The organism is Stenotrophomonas sp. YJH_SMC_73 (assembly GCF_059370155.1).
This window is the reverse complement of sequence record NZ_JCAFTJ010000002.1, coordinates 69,143-83,778: the sequence shown is the minus strand read 5'-3', so window position 1 is coordinate 83,778 and position 14,636 is coordinate 69,143. Positions and strand designations below refer to the sequence as shown.

Annotated in this window: 18 protein-coding genes; 13 read left to right on the top strand and 5 right to left on the bottom strand. The window is 66.1% G+C overall.

The annotated features are described in order from the left end of the window. Positions 1-12: 12 nt before the first annotated feature. Together AC5P8R_RS03655 and AC5P8R_RS03650 are read left to right on the top strand one after the other, a co-directional pair. Positions 13-705: a DUF4952 domain-containing protein gene (locus AC5P8R_RS03655; protein WP_249327283.1), complete on the top strand. Its 693-nt coding sequence runs from the start codon at positions 13-15 to the stop codon at positions 703-705. Beyond that, positions 626-2,002, top strand: a complete 1,377-nt coding sequence (locus tag AC5P8R_RS03650) for a serine hydrolase domain-containing protein (protein ID WP_249327285.1) — start codon at positions 626-628, stop codon at positions 2,000-2,002. The genes AC5P8R_RS03655 and AC5P8R_RS03650 overlap by 80 nt, the downstream gene beginning before the upstream one ends. Before the next feature lie 16 nt (positions 2,003-2,018). Here AC5P8R_RS03650 and AC5P8R_RS03645 read toward each other — a convergent pair whose 3' ends face one another. Then, positions 2,019-2,411, bottom strand: coding sequence for a DUF3037 domain-containing protein (locus AC5P8R_RS03645; RefSeq protein ID WP_014647643.1), 393 nt, complete (start codon positions 2,409-2,411; stop codon positions 2,019-2,021). Further along, on the bottom strand, positions 2,389-3,165 hold the full coding sequence (locus tag AC5P8R_RS03640; RefSeq protein ID WP_014647642.1) for a HipA family kinase: 777 nt from the start codon (positions 3,163-3,165) through the stop codon (positions 2,389-2,391). Before AC5P8R_RS03640 ends, AC5P8R_RS03645 begins: the two co-directional genes overlap by 23 nt. Before the next feature lie 466 nt (positions 3,166-3,631). On the opposite strand from AC5P8R_RS03640, the gene AC5P8R_RS03635 reads away from it, so the two are divergent. From AC5P8R_RS03635 to AC5P8R_RS03620, 4 genes are all read left to right on the top strand, one after another. Further along, on the top strand, positions 3,632-3,961 hold the full coding sequence (locus AC5P8R_RS03635) for a hypothetical protein (protein WP_014647641.1): 330 nt from the start codon (positions 3,632-3,634) through the stop codon (positions 3,959-3,961). A 168-nt stretch (positions 3,962-4,129) separates the two neighbouring features. Next, entirely contained in the window at positions 4,130-6,592 is a 2,463-nt protein-coding gene (locus AC5P8R_RS03630; protein WP_111207043.1) for a S9 family peptidase, read from the top strand. A 169-nt stretch (positions 6,593-6,761) separates the two neighbouring features. Next, positions 6,762-7,460 carry a hypothetical protein gene (locus AC5P8R_RS03625; protein ID WP_232503914.1) on the top strand — a complete coding sequence of 233 codons (699 nt, stop codon included), beginning with the start codon at positions 6,762-6,764 and terminating at the stop codon, positions 7,458-7,460. Positions 7,461-7,578: 118 nt separating this feature from the next. Beyond that, positions 7,579-7,899: a hypothetical protein gene (locus AC5P8R_RS03620; RefSeq protein ID WP_041863592.1), complete on the top strand. Its 321-nt coding sequence runs from the start codon at positions 7,579-7,581 to the stop codon at positions 7,897-7,899. Positions 7,900-7,912: 13 nt separating this feature from the next. Here AC5P8R_RS03620 and AC5P8R_RS03615 read toward each other — a convergent pair whose 3' ends face one another. Next, entirely contained in the window at positions 7,913-8,896 is a 984-nt protein-coding gene (locus tag AC5P8R_RS03615; protein WP_336357231.1) for a hypothetical protein, read from the bottom strand. 138 nt (positions 8,897-9,034) lie between these two features. Between AC5P8R_RS03615 and AC5P8R_RS03610 the strand changes: the two genes are divergently transcribed. From AC5P8R_RS03610 to AC5P8R_RS03600, 3 genes are all read left to right on the top strand, one after another. Beyond that, entirely contained in the window at positions 9,035-10,000 is a 966-nt protein-coding gene (locus AC5P8R_RS03610) for a DUF2268 domain-containing putative Zn-dependent protease (protein ID WP_032962009.1), read from the top strand. Between the two features lie 49 nt (positions 10,001-10,049). Beyond that, the gene (locus AC5P8R_RS03605; protein WP_014647636.1) at positions 10,050-10,832 is read left to right on the top strand and encodes an SGNH/GDSL hydrolase family protein; all 783 of its coding nucleotides are present in this window, start codon (positions 10,050-10,052) and stop codon (positions 10,830-10,832) included. A gap of 141 nt (positions 10,833-10,973) precedes the next feature. After that, complete coding sequence (locus AC5P8R_RS03600; protein WP_495223001.1) at positions 10,974-11,651, top strand: hypothetical protein; 678 nt, start codon at positions 10,974-10,976, stop codon at positions 11,649-11,651. 3 nt (positions 11,652-11,654) lie between these two features. Here AC5P8R_RS03600 and AC5P8R_RS03595 read toward each other — a convergent pair whose 3' ends face one another. Beyond that, the gene (locus tag AC5P8R_RS03595; RefSeq protein WP_014647634.1) at positions 11,655-12,200 is read right to left on the bottom strand and encodes a thioesterase family protein; all 546 of its coding nucleotides are present in this window, start codon (positions 12,198-12,200) and stop codon (positions 11,655-11,657) included. 69 nt (positions 12,201-12,269) lie between these two features. On the opposite strand from AC5P8R_RS03595, the gene AC5P8R_RS03590 reads away from it, so the two are divergent. Next, complete coding sequence (locus tag AC5P8R_RS03590; RefSeq protein ID WP_014647633.1) at positions 12,270-12,845, top strand: TetR/AcrR family transcriptional regulator; 576 nt, start codon at positions 12,270-12,272, stop codon at positions 12,843-12,845. Positions 12,846-12,879: 34 nt separating this feature from the next. On the opposite strand, the gene AC5P8R_RS03585 is transcribed toward AC5P8R_RS03590, so the two are convergent. Beyond that, on the bottom strand, positions 12,880-13,191 hold the full coding sequence (locus tag AC5P8R_RS03585; protein WP_227863918.1) for a hypothetical protein: 312 nt from the start codon (positions 13,189-13,191) through the stop codon (positions 12,880-12,882). A 252-nt stretch (positions 13,192-13,443) separates the two neighbouring features. Here AC5P8R_RS03585 and AC5P8R_RS03580 point away from each other — a divergent pair, with 252 nt between their 5' ends. The 3 genes from AC5P8R_RS03580 (at position 13,444) to AC5P8R_RS03570 (ending at position 14,608) form a co-directional block, all read left to right on the top strand. Continuing rightward, positions 13,444-13,692, top strand: coding sequence for a hypothetical protein (locus AC5P8R_RS03580; protein WP_495223000.1), 249 nt, complete (start codon positions 13,444-13,446; stop codon positions 13,690-13,692). Beyond that, positions 13,656-13,961: a hypothetical protein gene (locus AC5P8R_RS03575; protein ID WP_401728674.1), complete on the top strand. Its 306-nt coding sequence runs from the start codon at positions 13,656-13,658 to the stop codon at positions 13,959-13,961. The genes AC5P8R_RS03580 and AC5P8R_RS03575 overlap by 37 nt, the downstream gene beginning before the upstream one ends. A 128-nt stretch (positions 13,962-14,089) precedes the next feature. Next, positions 14,090-14,608, top strand: a complete 519-nt coding sequence (locus tag AC5P8R_RS03570; RefSeq protein ID WP_134967225.1) for a hypothetical protein — start codon at positions 14,090-14,092, stop codon at positions 14,606-14,608. Positions 14,609-14,636 lie beyond the last annotated feature (28 nt).

Sequence of the window (14,636 nt, the reverse complement as noted above, 5' to 3'; positions counted from 1 at the left end):
ACGATTGGCCGGTTGCCGCTGCGTAGCGCGCGCTTGCTGCTGGGGCTGGCGGCATTGCTGTTCGCCGCCAACGTGATTGCGCAGCAGACGACTGCGCAGGCGCTGGCCGCGTGGGAAGCACAGGGGCGTGCGGATGGCCTGGCGCGACCGGATATCGAATGCCAGGATTTCCTGCAGGCGATGGGCCGGAAGCCTGCGGGACTGGAATACAGCGGCTGCAGCCAGGACGACGCGTCCTGCATCAAACCCATGCAGGCCCACTACCGCGTTCCAGGTACCCAGGCAGTGAAGGTGGAAGCCTATCTGCGCGATACCTTTGGCATGCCTGCATTGCGCTACGCCTGTTGCGGCTGGAGCAATGGCGCGCCGTACTACTGGCGCGACGGCCCGGATGCGGTGAGGTACCAGATCGGCATGGGCGTGGAATCGCTGCCGCATGAGCGGGGCGATTGGCATCGCATCGAGGCGTTCATCGTCACGGTTGAGGTGCTGCGGCAGGGTCCCTGGCGTGGATGCAGCGGGCGGTTCCATGATCTAGGATGCGCCCAGGGATACCCGCAAAGGAACTGCCATGAAGGCTGTTGGATGCCTGCTGCTCTGCAAAGTACTGGCCTGTTCGGTGCTGATGACGCTTTGGGCTGTTCCGGCAGTGGGCGCCGCCTCCAGCGTGCGTGCACATCCGCGTGCGCAGGACGCCATCGGTGACTGGCTTGCGGCCTTCAATGCGGGCAGCCTCGAGGGGTTGCAGGCATTCGCCGATAGATACGCGAAGAAGCAAGGCAGCGGTCCCAAGGACTATCTCGAGTTCCGCGAAAGCACAGGCCCCTTGCGCGTACTCGAATCAACCGAGAGTGCACCCGGCCAAGCGAAGCTGCTGGTGATGGGCCAGATGAACGAACGCGCGATGTGGGTGACCGCCGTCATGGACCCGGCCAATCCGTCGCACCTGATGCAGTTCCAGATCGAGGGTACTGAAACGCCGGACAAGCACAAGCCGGCACGGGTTGCATTGCCTGCCCTGATGGCCGACGTCACAGCAAGGCTGGAGGCGCTGCGGGCACAGGACGCGCTGTCGGGCGCGTTGCAGGTGGCACAGAATGGGAAGGTGCTGCTGGACTGGCGCGGTGGTGATGCCGATCGCAGCACTGGAATTGAAGTGGGCGTGGAGACGCAGTTCCGCCTTGCGTCCTCCAACAAGATGTTCACCGCCGTGGCCATCCTGCAGCTGGTGCAGGATGGCAGGCTCAGTCTCGATGACACGATCGGCAAGCACTTGCCGGACTATCCGAACAAGGCTGTCGCCAGCAGCGTGACCGTGCGCGAGTTGCTGTCACACACCAGTGGCCTGGGGGACTTCTTTGGCGATGGTTTCGAACAGTATTCCGCGTCCCTGAAGACGCTGGATGACTACGTGCAGCGGTTCGCCAGGGATGCGCCGCAGTTCACGCCCGGCAGCCAGGACAGCTACTCCAACTATGGCTTCATCGTATTGGGACGCATCATCGAGGCGGTATCTGGGCAGTCGTACTACGCATATGTGGAGGAGCACATCCTGCACCCGGTGGGCATGACCGGCACCGGCTTCGAGCCGGAAACAGCGAGCGTTCCAAAGCGTGCCGTCGCTTACACGAAGCACGATGGGCAATGGGTCCGTGAAACGAAGTCGCTGCCCTGGCGCGGCATGTCGGCCGGTGGTGGCTACAGCACAGTGGCCGATATGGTGAAATTCGCCGAGGCACTGCAAGGCGGGAAGCTGGTTTCACCTGCATTGCTGCAGCAGGCCACTACGGCGCAGAACCACAAGGGCTGGTATGGCTTTGGTTTCGTGGTTCAGGGCGAGGGCAGGGAGCATCAGTACGGCCACGAAGGCGGTGCGCCCGGATCGAACAGTGCCATCGTGGTGCTGCCGGCGCAGGGCTACGTGATCGTTGGCCTGGCCAATGTCGATCCGGATGCGATCGGTAATGTGGTCAACTACATCGCGCGAAGGTTGCCACTGTGAACGCGGCAGGTGCCGTTCATTCCGGTACCCGCACCATCTTCGTCATCAAGTGTTCCACCACACCCGCCGGGTCCGCAGTGCGGCCGACATGCGTGCTCGACATCTGCACAACCGAGCTGCGCTTGGCGGTGAGGAAATGAAAGCGGGCGCGCGCGGGCAGCTTTGCGATGGGTCCGGCGCTGGCGTCGCCACGGCAGATGGCCACGATTGCATCCAGCCATGGCTGCAGCGCGTCCTGGTCCAGCGCCGGTGCGAAGGCACGCAGGCGCTCAGGATCGATTTCGATGGCCGCCTCCAGATGGCGCGCGCCAGGGCAGGAGACGATCACCCCGACATTGATGAATTCCTCGCGTTCCACCCGCGGCACGACGCGGATGACCGCATAGTCATACGTGTGCAGCGTGGGCATGGATGGCCTCCTGCACGAACACCGCACGCACTTTCAGGCGGTGCTTGAGATAGTCGATGTAGCCCTGGCGATAGGCCTGTGGGCTGTCGAACGCCGGTTCGTCCACCAGCCAGCTGTCCGGCACCAGGCCAACGATGCGCTCGATTTCGGCATTGGTCAGGCACGCAGCCAGTTCTGCGTCCACCTCGGCAATGCGGCTGGCGAACGACAGCAGCACGTGGTCGCGGATCAGCACGAACGGCTTCTCGCAGGCATCGCCGGCGCTGGCCCAGTCGTGGTGGAAGTACATGGCCGCACCGTGGTCGATCAGGTACAGCTTGCGATGCCATACCATCAGGTTGGGGTTGCGGGTGGTGCGATCGACGTTGCTGGTGAATGCATCGAACCAGACGATGCGCGAGGCCAGCTCGGCATCCACCGGCATCGCGGCCGGGTCGTAATTGATCGCACCGGGCAGATAGTCCAGGCCCAGGTTCAGGCCCTCGCTGGCGCGGATCAGCTCCTGGATTTCCGGGTCGGGCTCGGTGCGGGCGAACTCGCGGTCCAGCTCGACGAACAGGATTTCCGGAATCGGCAGGCCCAGCGTGCGTGCCATCTCGCCGGCGATCAGCTCGGCGATCAACGCCTTCGGGCCTTGGCCGGCTCCACGGAATTTCAGCACGGCCATGCCGTCGTCGTCGGTCTCGACCACGGCGGGCAGGGAGCCGCCTTCCCGTAACGGGGTGATGTAGCGGAGGGCATGTACGGTGCGCATGGACGCATTCTAGCGTCCTGCCAGGGCAGGCGTGCCGCAGCAGAGCGGGGCGCCAGCTTAATGAACGGGTACCGCGCGAACCGCTTGTTGCAGGTCGCCTGCAATCTTCACTTGTTCCTTCCGCGTGGAGTGGCAGCATTCGTTCCAACGGAGCAACGCACCCGCGTGTGACCTTCAACAGGAGGCGCTCATGCCGCTACAGTGCAGCTGTCACGCTTCACCGTGTATGCAACGCAACGCGTGGTGTTGATCTTGACCTGACACGGTCCCGCCATCGGCGCAGATGGCCATCCGCCGCAGTTCCAGCCAAGTTCCAGACACCTTTCACCCATCGCACCCCGCGTTGCCCGGTCGGGCCTGCGATCCAGCTACTTGCGCCCCGAGAGAGATTCCTGCGTTGCCGTCGACGCTGGCAGCGTGGGACCGCCGAACCCACGCTATCCCCACAGGCTTTGGAGGTGCACCGATGAACGACGAATTCAATGCCATGCTGCCCCCACTGGATGATGCCAAGGCCGAGGAAATGATCGGCAAGGTCGTGCTGGTGGGTGTCACCCGCTATGGTGGCGACGGCCAAGTGCAGGGTCTGGAGCAGTACGCGGGCACCGTGCTGCGCATCAGCGCCGACGAAGGCGTGGTGCTGGCCGACGAAGACGATGGCCATGAGCGCTACCTGCCGCCCATGCTCGACCAGTACCAGCGGGCCGAGCCAGGCGAATACCGCATGCGGAACAGTGGCATGATCGTGGTCGACCCCGATTACCTGACCGCCTGGGACCTGCACGCCCAGCAGTGACGACAGACCACGCCTGGCAGATGCCGGTCCATCGCCGGCCTCTCCGGGCGTGTCCCACTTTGCCCCATCCGGCCTCTAGCCCTTCCGGCCCATTCACCCCATCCCCTGCGGTGCTAGATTCGGGTCCATGCCCGATTCCGGGTACCCATTCACACCCAGGGGATAAGGATGCTGATCCGTCGAACCTCTCTGGCGGCGGCTGTTGCCGTTGCCACCGTCGGCCTGTTGGCCGCTGGCCCGGCCTTGGCCGACTACGCCAAGCCGCCGGAACACCTGCTCAAGGTGCTGAAGGCACCGCCACCGCCGGCGCCGAACGTGGCCCCGGGCGGCCAGCGCCTGCTGCTGACCACCGCGCAGACCTACCCCTCGATCAGCCGCGTGGCCCAGCCCTACCTGAAGCTGGCCGGCGTGCGGCTGGAGCCGAAGAACCGCAGCCGCCATGACACCCCGGGTGGCTATGGCATTCCGGCCTGCGTGGCCGACTTCACCCTGGTCGACATCGGCAGTGGCAAGGAGACCAAGGTCAACCTGCCGCAGGGCTGTGCCACCGGCGCGCTCTGGTCGGCCGATGGCAGCCATTTCGCCTTCCAGAATGCGGTCGATACCAGCGTGCAGCTGTGGGTGGGCGATGCGGCCACCGGGCAGGTGAAGCAGGTGCCGAACGTGCAGCTGAACCCGATCTTCGGCTACACCGTGCAGTGGCTGGGCGGCAGCCAGAATCTGCTGGTGAAACTGGTACCGGCCAACCAGGGCCCGGCACCGTCCAACGGCGGCGTACCGACCGGCCCGGATGCACAGGAGTCGCTGGGCAGCAGTGGCGAGAGCAGCACCTATGAGGCCCGCGACACGCTGACCAGCGTGCACGACGAAAAGCTGTTCGCTTACTACGGTGCCTCGCAGTTGGCCGTGGTAGATACCGCCGCAGGCAGCGTGCGCCCGGTCGGGCAGCCGGCACTGTTCAACGAAGTCAGCGCCGCGCCCGATGGCGTGCACGTGCTGACTGAATCGATCAAGGCACCGTATTCGCACGCGGTGACCTACCAGCGTTTCGCCAACGACGTGGCCGTGCTGGATATCAGCAGTGGCCGCAGCACGCCGATCGCCAGCCTCCCGCTGGCCGACCGCGTGCCGGTGCACGGCGTGCCGGAAGGCCCGCGCGGTTTCGACTGGCGCGCCACCGATCCGGCTACCCTGGTCTACGCCGAAGCGCTGGACAAGGGCGACTGGAAGGTCAACGTGCCGCATCGCGATCGCGTGCTGATGCTGAAGGCGCCGTTCAACGGCAAGCCGACCGAAATCACCCGCACCGCGCAGCGCTTCGAAGGCTTCGCGTGGACCGCCGATCCGGCCGTGGCCTTCCAGTACGAGAACGACGAGAATCGTCACTGGATGCAGACCCGCATCGTGGATGTGGACCAGCCGAAGAAGGAAGGCCGCCTGCTGTGGGACATGTCCAGCGATGAGCTGTACGGCAACCCTGGCAATCTGGTCTTCACCCGCCTGCCGAATGGCGCGCAGGTGGTGCGCCGTGAGGGCAACCATGTGTTCCTCAGCGGCCGCGGTGCCTCGCCGCAGGGCGACCGTCCGTTCCTCGACCGCCTCGACCTGGCCACGTTGAAGAGCGAGCGCCTGTTCCGCAGCAGTGCAGACGCCTACGAACAGTTCCTCGGTTTCAGCAACACGCCGGGCCGCTACCTGACCTGGCATCAGTCGGTGATCGATCCGCCGAATGCCTTCGTCCGCCAGCAGGGTGAGGCGGTGGCTGATGCGAAGGCCGGCGAGGCGCAGTTCGCGTCCACCGCGACCGCACTGACCAAGCTGGTCGACCCGACACCGGAAGTGCGCCAGATCAAGAAGCAGCTGGTGACCTACAAGCGCGCCGACGGCGTGGACCTGTCGTTCACCCTGTACACGCCGCCGGGCTACAAGGAAGGCCAGCGCGTGCCGGCGATCCTGTACGCCTATCCGGCCGACTTCGCCAACGCCGCGCAGGCGGGGCAGGTGTCCGGTTCGCAGCAGACCTTCACCCGCCTGCAGCCGTACCGCCTGATGCTGCTGGCCGGCTACGCGATCATCGACAACGCCTCGTTCCCGATCGTGGGCGATCCGAAGAACGCCTACGACACCTACCTGGAGCAGCTGGAAGCCGACGCCAAGGCGGCGGTGGACAAGGCCGTGGACATGGGCGTGGTTGACCGCAACCGCATCGGCGTGACCGGCCACAGCCACGGCGGCCTGATGACCGCCAACCTGATCGCGCACACCAAGCTGTTCAAGGCCGGTGTGGCGACCAGCGGTTCGTACAACAAGACCTTTACCCCGTTCGGCTTCCAGAACGAGCGTCGCTCGGTGTGGCAGGCGCAGGACGTGTACCTGAAGGCCTCGCCGTTCTTCTATGCCGACAAGATCAAGCTGCCGCTGCTGCTGGTCCACGGCGAGGACGACGCCAACCCGGGCACCGAGCCGTTCCAGTCGCGCAAGCTGTACCAGGCGATCCGCGGTAACGGCGGCACCACCCGGCTGGTGATGCTGCCGAACGAGCCGCACTGGTACACCGCGCTGGAATCGAACGAACAGTTGGTGGCGGAAATGCTGAACTGGTTCGATACCTACGTGAAGAACGCCAAGTGAAGGAACAGGAAGGCCGCCTCAGAGCGGCCTTCCTGCATCCTGTAGAGCCGAGCCCATGCTCGGCTGCCGTTCGTCGGAACCCCAGAGGCAAGGCAGCTCCATGAAGACTTGGTTGTTGGGACTGACAGCGGTGTGCGCATCGTCTGCGGCGATGGCGGCACAGCCACAGATGAGCGTCGATGTGAGATACGACTGGTACGGCTGGGGCTCGGTATCGGAGCACTGGGTGATCCGGCGCGATGCCTATGGCCTGACCACCCGCGTGCAGGTGGTGGAGAGGCCCGACGGCAAGGCGCGATTGCCGGAGCTGCTGCCGTTTGGCGCCATGGCGGCGCTCGACACCGCGCTTCAGACCGCCCCGCTGACCAGGGCGGCCGCGGTGCAGCGGATCGCTTCGCGGCTGGATCGCGCCGAAATACTGTCCCTGGACCCGGGGCTGCACAGCTTGGACACGGATGCCTGCTCGTTCGCACAGCAGCGCGCGTGGGCGCGCAAGGCGCTGTCCGGACGGAGCCTGCAGTCGCGTGTCGACCGCCATTTCTCCGGGCTCTGGACCGATGATGTGCCGATGATGACGGTTGTCGTGAGCCGGCCGGGGCGTCCGGATGTGGTGCTGGTGTCGACCTCACAGAAGGTAATGATGCTGCCCTGGAAACGCCTGCCCTCGGTGGTTTTCGAGCAGCAGGACCTGGACAACGCGCAGGAGCAGTGGCACCCGGAACTGAGCGAAGCGGTGATTGCCCTGCTGCCGGAAGGGGAAGACTCACGCAGGCGTTTCCAGACGCGCTGGTTGCATGACCGGCTGCGCAGGGATCTCGCGATGGAGTCGCTGGACTGTGGCGCCAGGGGCAGGGAATCCGCCATGTGATCAATTGCACATGTCCTGAAATCAACCGTGGAGACACGGTAACGGCGTGTTACCGGCACATTCGCACGCCACGCAAATGATCTAGGCTGAACCTGATAGCTCGTTTCAGGTCACTGCGATGAAAGCCATTCTCCTTGCTGCAACGTTGTCGTTGGCCCTGGTTTCAACGGCCCATGCCCAGTCGTTTCCTGCTGAGCTGACGCAATTGGGCATCGTCGCCGGCATGCCCTATGCCAAGGCCAAGCGCCTGCTGGATGCGGCAGGCTGGCAGGCGAGTCCGGCACAGGGCGCCCCCGAGTCACTTGAGGGCTTTCCCGAAGTCGGATGCCAGAAGGGCGGAAAGCAGTGCGCGACAACCTTCGAGAAGGGCGGGCAGCAGATCGCGGTGCAGCTGGGCACTACCTTGGCAGGGCAGCCGTTCGTGCAGGGCGCTGATTGAGCGTCTGCCACTCTCACGCCAGCGGTAGGCGATCCTGCGCGCGTGACAGCCGGTCATGCAGGTCACGCACATGCTCGGCCTTGGCATGCACCCGGGTGGTATCACCGAAGCTGCGCAGGTAGGCGCAGGCGGCGAAGCCGGCACTCTTCTTTTCGTAATCGGCAATCCAGGCCAACCGGTCCGGGTTGTTGGCCTGTTCGGCTGACCACGCAGCCACCGGTGGCCTGATGCGATAACGCAGGCCGACGCGCCACGGCTTCGGTGTCAGTCGGGCACGGAAGCAATGCTGCAGCCGGCACATGCGCGCGTACAGGGTATCGGTGCCCAGTGCCTTGAAGAATGCCTGGAGCTGCTCGTCCTCGGGTGAGAACGTGGCATGCATCGCCAGCACGCGCAGCCCCGCCGGGGTGCGGTAGACGCGCAGATGCCAATCGGGATGCTGCTCGCTGAAGGCGTCCACGCGCTTCAGCGCAAGCCCTTCAGCACCGCCGGCAGCGGCCAGGCGCTGCTTCCGCCGCATCAGCAGTGCCGCGTTGACCAGCAGCACTGCCGCCACACCCAGTACCAGGCCCATCAGCCAATGCCAGAGCACGGTGCCGATGACGGCGCCGGCAAGCAGCACGACCGCCGCGACGATGGCCGGTATCACACATCCAGCCGGTGGCTGCGCATGGTCGATGTCGGCGAACAGCACGTCGGGGCTGTTGAGGCACAGCGCGCCATAGCTGTTGCGGGTGATGATGACATCGCCATCGCGCTGTACGATCTGCTCGCGGATCGGCACGCCCTCCACACCGTAGTTGCTGCGCACTTCGCGACGCGGCAGCACCTGCCCGGCGATGATGGCGTTGAGGGCTTCATGGGCACGTGCGTCGGCGTGGGCCTGGGCTTGGGCGGGCCCCTCGTCGGACCAGCCGAAGCGGCGCACGACCATCGGCCGGCCACGGAAACGGGCCTGCAGGCGGGCTTCGGCCCAGTACGCGGGAACGATCATCATCGTGCGGTGCTCCATCATCCATGGCAGGTGCCTGAGTGAGTCTGGCACAGCCCCGAAGGGCCTGCATGTGCCCGCTGCGGTGGCCGGGGCGGAGTGGTAGATTGCGCGCTTCGCATGCACTCCACCAAGGACGGAGCGATGTCCAGTTTCCTGCGTTGCCTGCTTGCCCTGGCCTGTGCCGGGGCGGTCGGCGTGGCGTCGGCGGGAACCCCGCCGGGGCCGCAGATCCTCACCACCGATGCCAGCCGCTTCTACGCGCTCTACGACAGCACCGGCGGCAAGCCCAGCATCGCCCAGCTGGCCGGTTACCTGGCCGAAGGCAGTCCGGGCCTGGGTGAACTGGCGAAGGCGCGCCGGGTCACGCCCGAGCGTATGGCCGAGGCCATTGCCAGCCAGCCCGGGGTGTATGCGCAGGGACGCGGTTGCCTTGCAGAGCTGCCGGCGGTGAAGCAGCGCCTGGTGCAGGTGTTCGGCAACCTGCAGGCGATCTATCCGCAGGCCGCGTTTCCGCCGGTGACCATCGCGGTCGGCCGCGGCCGACCGGTCGGGTTGACCTCCAAGAGCGGGGTGATCATCGGCCTGGAAGCGCTGTGCGCAGCCGATTTCATGAATCCCAATGTGCAGGACCGCTTCGTGCACGTGATCGCGCACGAGTACGTGCACATCCAGCAGACCGGCCTGACCGACGTCGAGCCGGGCGACCCGCATGCGACGGTGCTGCGTGTTTCACTGGGCGAAGGCATCGCCGAGTTCATCGGCGAGCTGATTTCCGGCAATGTCGGCAACGGTCGCCACGCGGCCTGGACCCGTGGCCGGGAAGTACATATCGAAAGCGCCTTCGCACTGGATGTGGACAGCACCGATCTGTCGCCGTGGCTGTACAACTACAGGCCCGGTTCGCAGGAACCCTATGATCTGGGCTACTGGGTGGGCTATCGCATCGCCAAGGCCTATTACCTGCAGGCCAAGGACAAGCGTGACGCGGTGCGTGCGCTGATCCAGCAGGACAACCCGAAGGCGATCCTGGCCGCCAGTGGCTGGACGCCAGGCATGTGGATGCCGGCCAAGGTGACCGGCGTGGCGGCGCGGTCGGCGGCACGCTGAGCGCGGGGCCGCGCGCTAGACTGGCGCAGACATTCAACGGAGAGACCCCATGCGTTCCTTGTCCGCTGGCCTGGCCGCGGTTGCCCTCGGTAGCGCGATGAGCGCCCATGGGATGGCGGCCGACGTGCCCGCCGTCAACCCGTTGTTGGTGGAACCTGTCGAGCGACTGCGCCCGGACGAGGTGCGCTTCATGCAGCAGCGCCTGGCCGATTGGCCGGAACTGCAGCGTTACCGCGATGCCAACGCGCGACTGCCTGCCGCCGTACCGGGGCAACCACGCGTGGTGCTCTTCGGTGACTCGATCACCGAAGGCTGGGGCAGGGAGGGCAGCGCGACGTTCTTTCCCGGCAAGGGTTGGCTCAATCGCGGGATCAGCGGCCAGACCACGGCGCAGATGCTGGTGCGTTTCCCGCAGGACGTGCTGGCACTCAAGCCGCGGGTGGTGGTGATCCTGGCTGGCACCAACGACATCGCCGGCAACACCGGCCCGTCCACGCAGGCGATGATCGAAGACAACCTGCACGCGATGGTGGACCTGGCTCGTGCACATGGCATTGCCGTGGTGCTGGCATCGGTGCTGCCGGTCAGCGATTACCCGTGGTTGCCGGGCACGGCACCTGCGCCCAAGGTGCGCGCATTGAACGCGGCATTGAAGCGCTATGCCGATGCGAAGCAGCTGGTCTATCTGGACTACTACACGCCGATGGCCAATGCCGCCGGAGGGCTGGATCCGCAGCTGGCCGACGACGGCGTGCATCCCACGGCGAAGGGCTATGCGGTGATGGCGCCGTTGGCCGAGGCGGCGGTCAAGCGCGCAATGGCGCTGGAGTAGGCACAGTACCCGCACTGCACAGGATCCAGCCCGCCAAGGTACAGTGGCGCCGAAGCTGGCCACGCCGCGTGGCCGCCAGGAACGATGGGGTGGGTGATGCGGAAGGGAATCCAGGGATGGCTTTGCCGCACTGGCGCAACGATGGCCTTGCTGCTGGCCGCCGTGCCGGCGTTCAGTGCAGACACGGCGGTGCCTTCGCCGCTGACGCGTGAACCGGTGGGCGGCGTTTCGTTGGCCGAATGGACCGCCCGCTGGTGGCGCTGGGCCGACGGCCAGGGCGGCGCGCCCTATCTCGACCCGGATGGCCGTGTGTGTGATCTGGGCCAGGAAGGCCCGGTCTGGAACCTGGCCGGCACCAATGGCCGTTTCCGGCCACATCGCGAATGCGTGGTGCCGGCTGGCAAGTACCTGTTGCTGCCGATCATCAGCATGGCGCACTACCAGGTGGATGAGGCTGTGTCCTGCAAGGAGCTGCAGGCGGGGGCGGCGGTCAACAACGATTACCTGATCAGCGCGGTGGTGCTGCTGGACGGCCAGCCACTGGGCGACATGCGCAGGCATCGGGTCCGCAGCGAAGGCTGCTTCCGCATGGATGCCGACGACGAACACTCTCGGCTGGCCGCCGCCGACGGCTACTGGGTAATGCTCAAGCCGTTGCCGCCGGGCCGGCATACCCTCAGCGTGGGTGCCAACTACGGCGTGCCGGATGGCGGCGCATACAGCCGCATGCGGCAGTCCTTCGAGTACGTGCTGCACGTGGGAGGGCGCACCCAGGTCGTGTCGCGCGAACCGCACGCGGTGCCGGTGGCGGCCCCCTGAAGCTCAGGCGTCGTCCTGCTTCAACGCCGCATCGGCGGCCAGCAACGCTTCGGCGGCCGCACTGAGCGGCGGCGACGGCGGGGCGACCACGCCGATCGCTTCCATCATCTTCGGCATGGCCAGGAACTGCCGCGCACGCCGGTCGTAGATGCCGGTGACCAGCAGCGCGCGCGTGGCGATCTTCTGCTCGGCGCCGATCAGCACGCGCTGCTCCATGATGCCGCGCGAGCCGACCCAGCCCACCAGGCGCGTTTCCAGGGTGAAGCGCTGGAACGGCTTCAGCTCGCGGCGGAACTGGATGGTGCCGGCGCCGACGATCGGTGCCCACTTCTCGCGCAGCGCAACCCGGCCCAGGCCCATGCGCAGGATCAGGTCCAGCCGGCCCAGATCGAAGATGTTCCAGTAGCGACCGTTGGTCATGTGCAGGTTGCTGTCCAGGTCGTTGGGCAGCACCCGGAACTGCAGCCGCGAGACCCCGAACGGCGCCTCCAGCTTCGGCCGGAACAGGCTGCACAGCAGCAGGTGGAGCAGGCGGAACCAGAGATTCATGGTTATGACGACTGTTATAGAATCGCCGGTAAGCTAATCTATGACGACTGTCCTGGCAAGGAGCCTGCCGTGAGCCCGCGCCCCTCTGATGCGCCACAACGCGTGATTGATGCTGCGGCACAGATGCTGGCGCGCGTGGGTCTCAATGCCACCAGCATCCGTGAGGTGACCAAGCTGGCCGAGGCACCGCTGGGCTCCACCTATCACCACTTTCCCGGCGGCAAGCAGGAGTTGCTGGCGCGCGCCACCCACATGGCTGGCGACAAGGTAGAAACGCTGCTGGTGGAGCTGCTGAAGGGGGGGGCGGTGCAGGGCCTGCCGCAGTTCCTGGCGATGTGGCGTGAGCGCTTGCTGCGTTCCGGGTTCCGCGCGGGCTGTCCGGTGCTGGCCGCGGCAGTGGAAGAGCCGGTGGAGGCCGTGCCCAGCCAGGCACGCGTTGCCGCTGCCGAAGTGTTCGCGCGCTGGCAGGGGCATCTCGCCGCAGCCTTCATTGCCGACGGCCACGAACAGTCGGCTGCGAACGAGCTGGCCAGCCTGGTGATCGCGAGTGTGGAGGGTGCGGTTGCGATGTGCCGCGCACTGCAGGACATCGCCCCGTTCGACCAGGTGGCAGCGCAGTTGCTGAAGGCGGCCGCGCGTCCTTGATCCGGCTATCCGCGTGCGGAAGACGCGCAGCAGGTCATCGGAAGATCATCAGATAGCCCCAGCCGAGCCCGATGGGCAGGAAGGCAGCGATGGCCGACGCGCCCAACCAACGCAGGTAGCTGCGGGAGGCGGGGGATCCCTGCCGCTTGAGGGCCCAGGCATGCGTCGGGAGCACCAGCAACGCCTGCACCGCAAAGGTGGCCACGGCGGCAAGCCATGCCACCAGGACGCCGAGGCAGCCATCGCTGATGCAGCGGCTACCAAACCACGAACCCCAACCGGCGAGGCCAATCATTGGAACGAACATCACGAGGGCGGTGGAGCGGGTGAGCTGGGAGACGTGCATGCCGTAGAGCATACTTTTTCGTAGCGGAAAGTCATGATCCAGCCGCCGGCGCGCGGGTACAAGGCCGGCGCCAGTGCGGCCTGTGGGTGATGGACCCACGGCCCCATCGCGCTGGAATCCGCCCCGCCTACGCGTGCCCGGCAAGGATGTCCGCATGCAGTATCAGGTTCCCGAGGTCCCTGGCCGCGCTGCCTCCCGCCCCCTCGCGGCGGCATGAAGCGCTCGCGCCATTTTTCACGCAGTCCACTGAAATTGCCCGTAAACCACGGCAGCGAAGTCGTGCGTGCGCGCCGGTACCTGCAGCAGCGGGGTTGGCCACGCCTGCAGATGGCGCTGATCGTCGCCCTGACCGGTGCGGCCGGATTCCTTGCCTCGTACCTGCTGCGCCGGGCCGGCATCGACGCGATGTTGCTTCGCTACCCGATGGCCGTGTTGCTGGCCTATGGCGTGTTCCTGCTGCTGGTGTGGATCTGGATCCGCTGGCGCTGGGCAACGTACTGAAGGGACTGTCGCAGGATGTGGGCGGTGGCAGCCCATCGCCTCGCATGCAGGGCATGCAGGAACAGGGATGGTGGCGGGTATGCGTGTCGCATACGATCTGGCCGCTGCTCGGCCTGCTGCTGTTTTTCGCCGTGCTGGGCTGGCTCGCGCAGGAATGCGTGCCGGGTGCGAGCCATCTGCTGCAGGTCATCCAGGGTGGGAGTGCGGTTGGCTCCTTCATATCGCCTGGACCCGCCCCGTTTTCAGCTGCACTGAACAGTGGGCTATGATCGCGGTCGGCCGGGATTCGTGTCCCGGCGGTGTCACCTATCGGGAGCTTGTCGTACTGCATCTGAAACAGGGGCGCTGGATGGCCGGACGCCCACTGGGACACACAACCACTGACGAGGAAGAGCGCATGGATGTCGCTGCACGCAGGAACAGGACGTTGTTTCGTTGGATCATGGTGACGCTGCTGGCGGCGTTGTTGCCGTTTGCAGCCCTGGCGCAGCCCGCAACCGGGCAGGCCGATGGCGCCGAAGCCGCCACCGCCGCGGAAGAGGCGCAGTGCCGCGCCTGTACCTATGAGCGCATTGGAACCAAGGTCGATATCGGCCTGGTGGCACTGGTGTCGCTGCTGGTGGTGGGCCTGCTGACCGCGGCGTCGCGGGAATGGGGCACTACCTCGCAGCGCTGGACCTGCCGCACGCTGGCCCTGCTGCTGGTGGGTGTCGGTCTGGCGTTGCTGTGGTGGGCTGGCAGCGTCGTCTACCTGGGCTACAACCCGTGGCAGGAAATGGCCGCCCCCGCCGATGGCTCGCTCACCTCGACACTGCTCAGTACCTCGCCGAAGTGGTTGGCGGCACTGGTGCTGATCGGCTTGGCGCCTTCCATCTGGAAGCGCAGCGAGCGCCTGCCGGCCTGGCGTATCGGCTGACACTGGAACGGCGGCGCCGGATCACACC

Excerpts from the sequence above, each read along its gene's own strand:
- AC5P8R_RS03610 (WP_032962009.1), top strand. The coding sequence starts at position 9,035 with ATGTCCAGTTTCCTGCGTTGCCTGCTTGCCCTGGCCTGTGCCGGGGCG.
- AC5P8R_RS03595 (WP_014647634.1), bottom strand. The coding sequence starts at position 12,200 with ATGAATCTCTGGTTCCGCCTGCTCCACCTGCTGCTGTGCAGCCTGTTC.
- AC5P8R_RS03570 (WP_134967225.1), top strand. The coding sequence starts at position 14,090 with ATGGATGTCGCTGCACGCAGGAACAGGACGTTGTTTCGTTGGATCATG.
- AC5P8R_RS03605 (WP_014647636.1), top strand. The coding sequence starts at position 10,050 with ATGCGTTCCTTGTCCGCTGGCCTGGCCGCGGTTGCCCTCGGTAGCGCG.
- AC5P8R_RS03635 (WP_014647641.1), top strand. The coding sequence starts at position 3,632 with ATGAACGACGAATTCAATGCCATGCTGCCCCCACTGGATGATGCCAAG.
- AC5P8R_RS03645 (WP_014647643.1), bottom strand. The coding sequence starts at position 2,411 with ATGCCCACGCTGCACACGTATGACTATGCGGTCATCCGCGTCGTGCCG.
- AC5P8R_RS03650 (WP_249327285.1), top strand. The coding sequence starts at position 626 with ATGACGCTTTGGGCTGTTCCGGCAGTGGGCGCCGCCTCCAGCGTGCGT.
- AC5P8R_RS03615 (WP_336357231.1), bottom strand. The coding sequence starts at position 8,896 with ATGATGATCGTTCCCGCGTACTGGGCCGAAGCCCGCCTGCAGGCCCGT.
- AC5P8R_RS03630 (WP_111207043.1), top strand. The coding sequence starts at position 4,130 with ATGCTGATCCGTCGAACCTCTCTGGCGGCGGCTGTTGCCGTTGCCACC.
- AC5P8R_RS03640 (WP_014647642.1), bottom strand. The coding sequence starts at position 3,165 with ATGCGCACCGTACATGCCCTCCGCTACATCACCCCGTTACGGGAAGGC.
- AC5P8R_RS03625 (WP_232503914.1), top strand. The coding sequence starts at position 6,762 with ATGAGCGTCGATGTGAGATACGACTGGTACGGCTGGGGCTCGGTATCG.
- AC5P8R_RS03585 (WP_227863918.1), bottom strand. The coding sequence starts at position 13,191 with ATGCACGTCTCCCAGCTCACCCGCTCCACCGCCCTCGTGATGTTCGTT.
- AC5P8R_RS03620 (WP_041863592.1), top strand. The coding sequence starts at position 7,579 with ATGAAAGCCATTCTCCTTGCTGCAACGTTGTCGTTGGCCCTGGTTTCA.
- AC5P8R_RS03600 (WP_495223001.1), top strand. The coding sequence starts at position 10,974 with ATGGCCTTGCTGCTGGCCGCCGTGCCGGCGTTCAGTGCAGACACGGCG.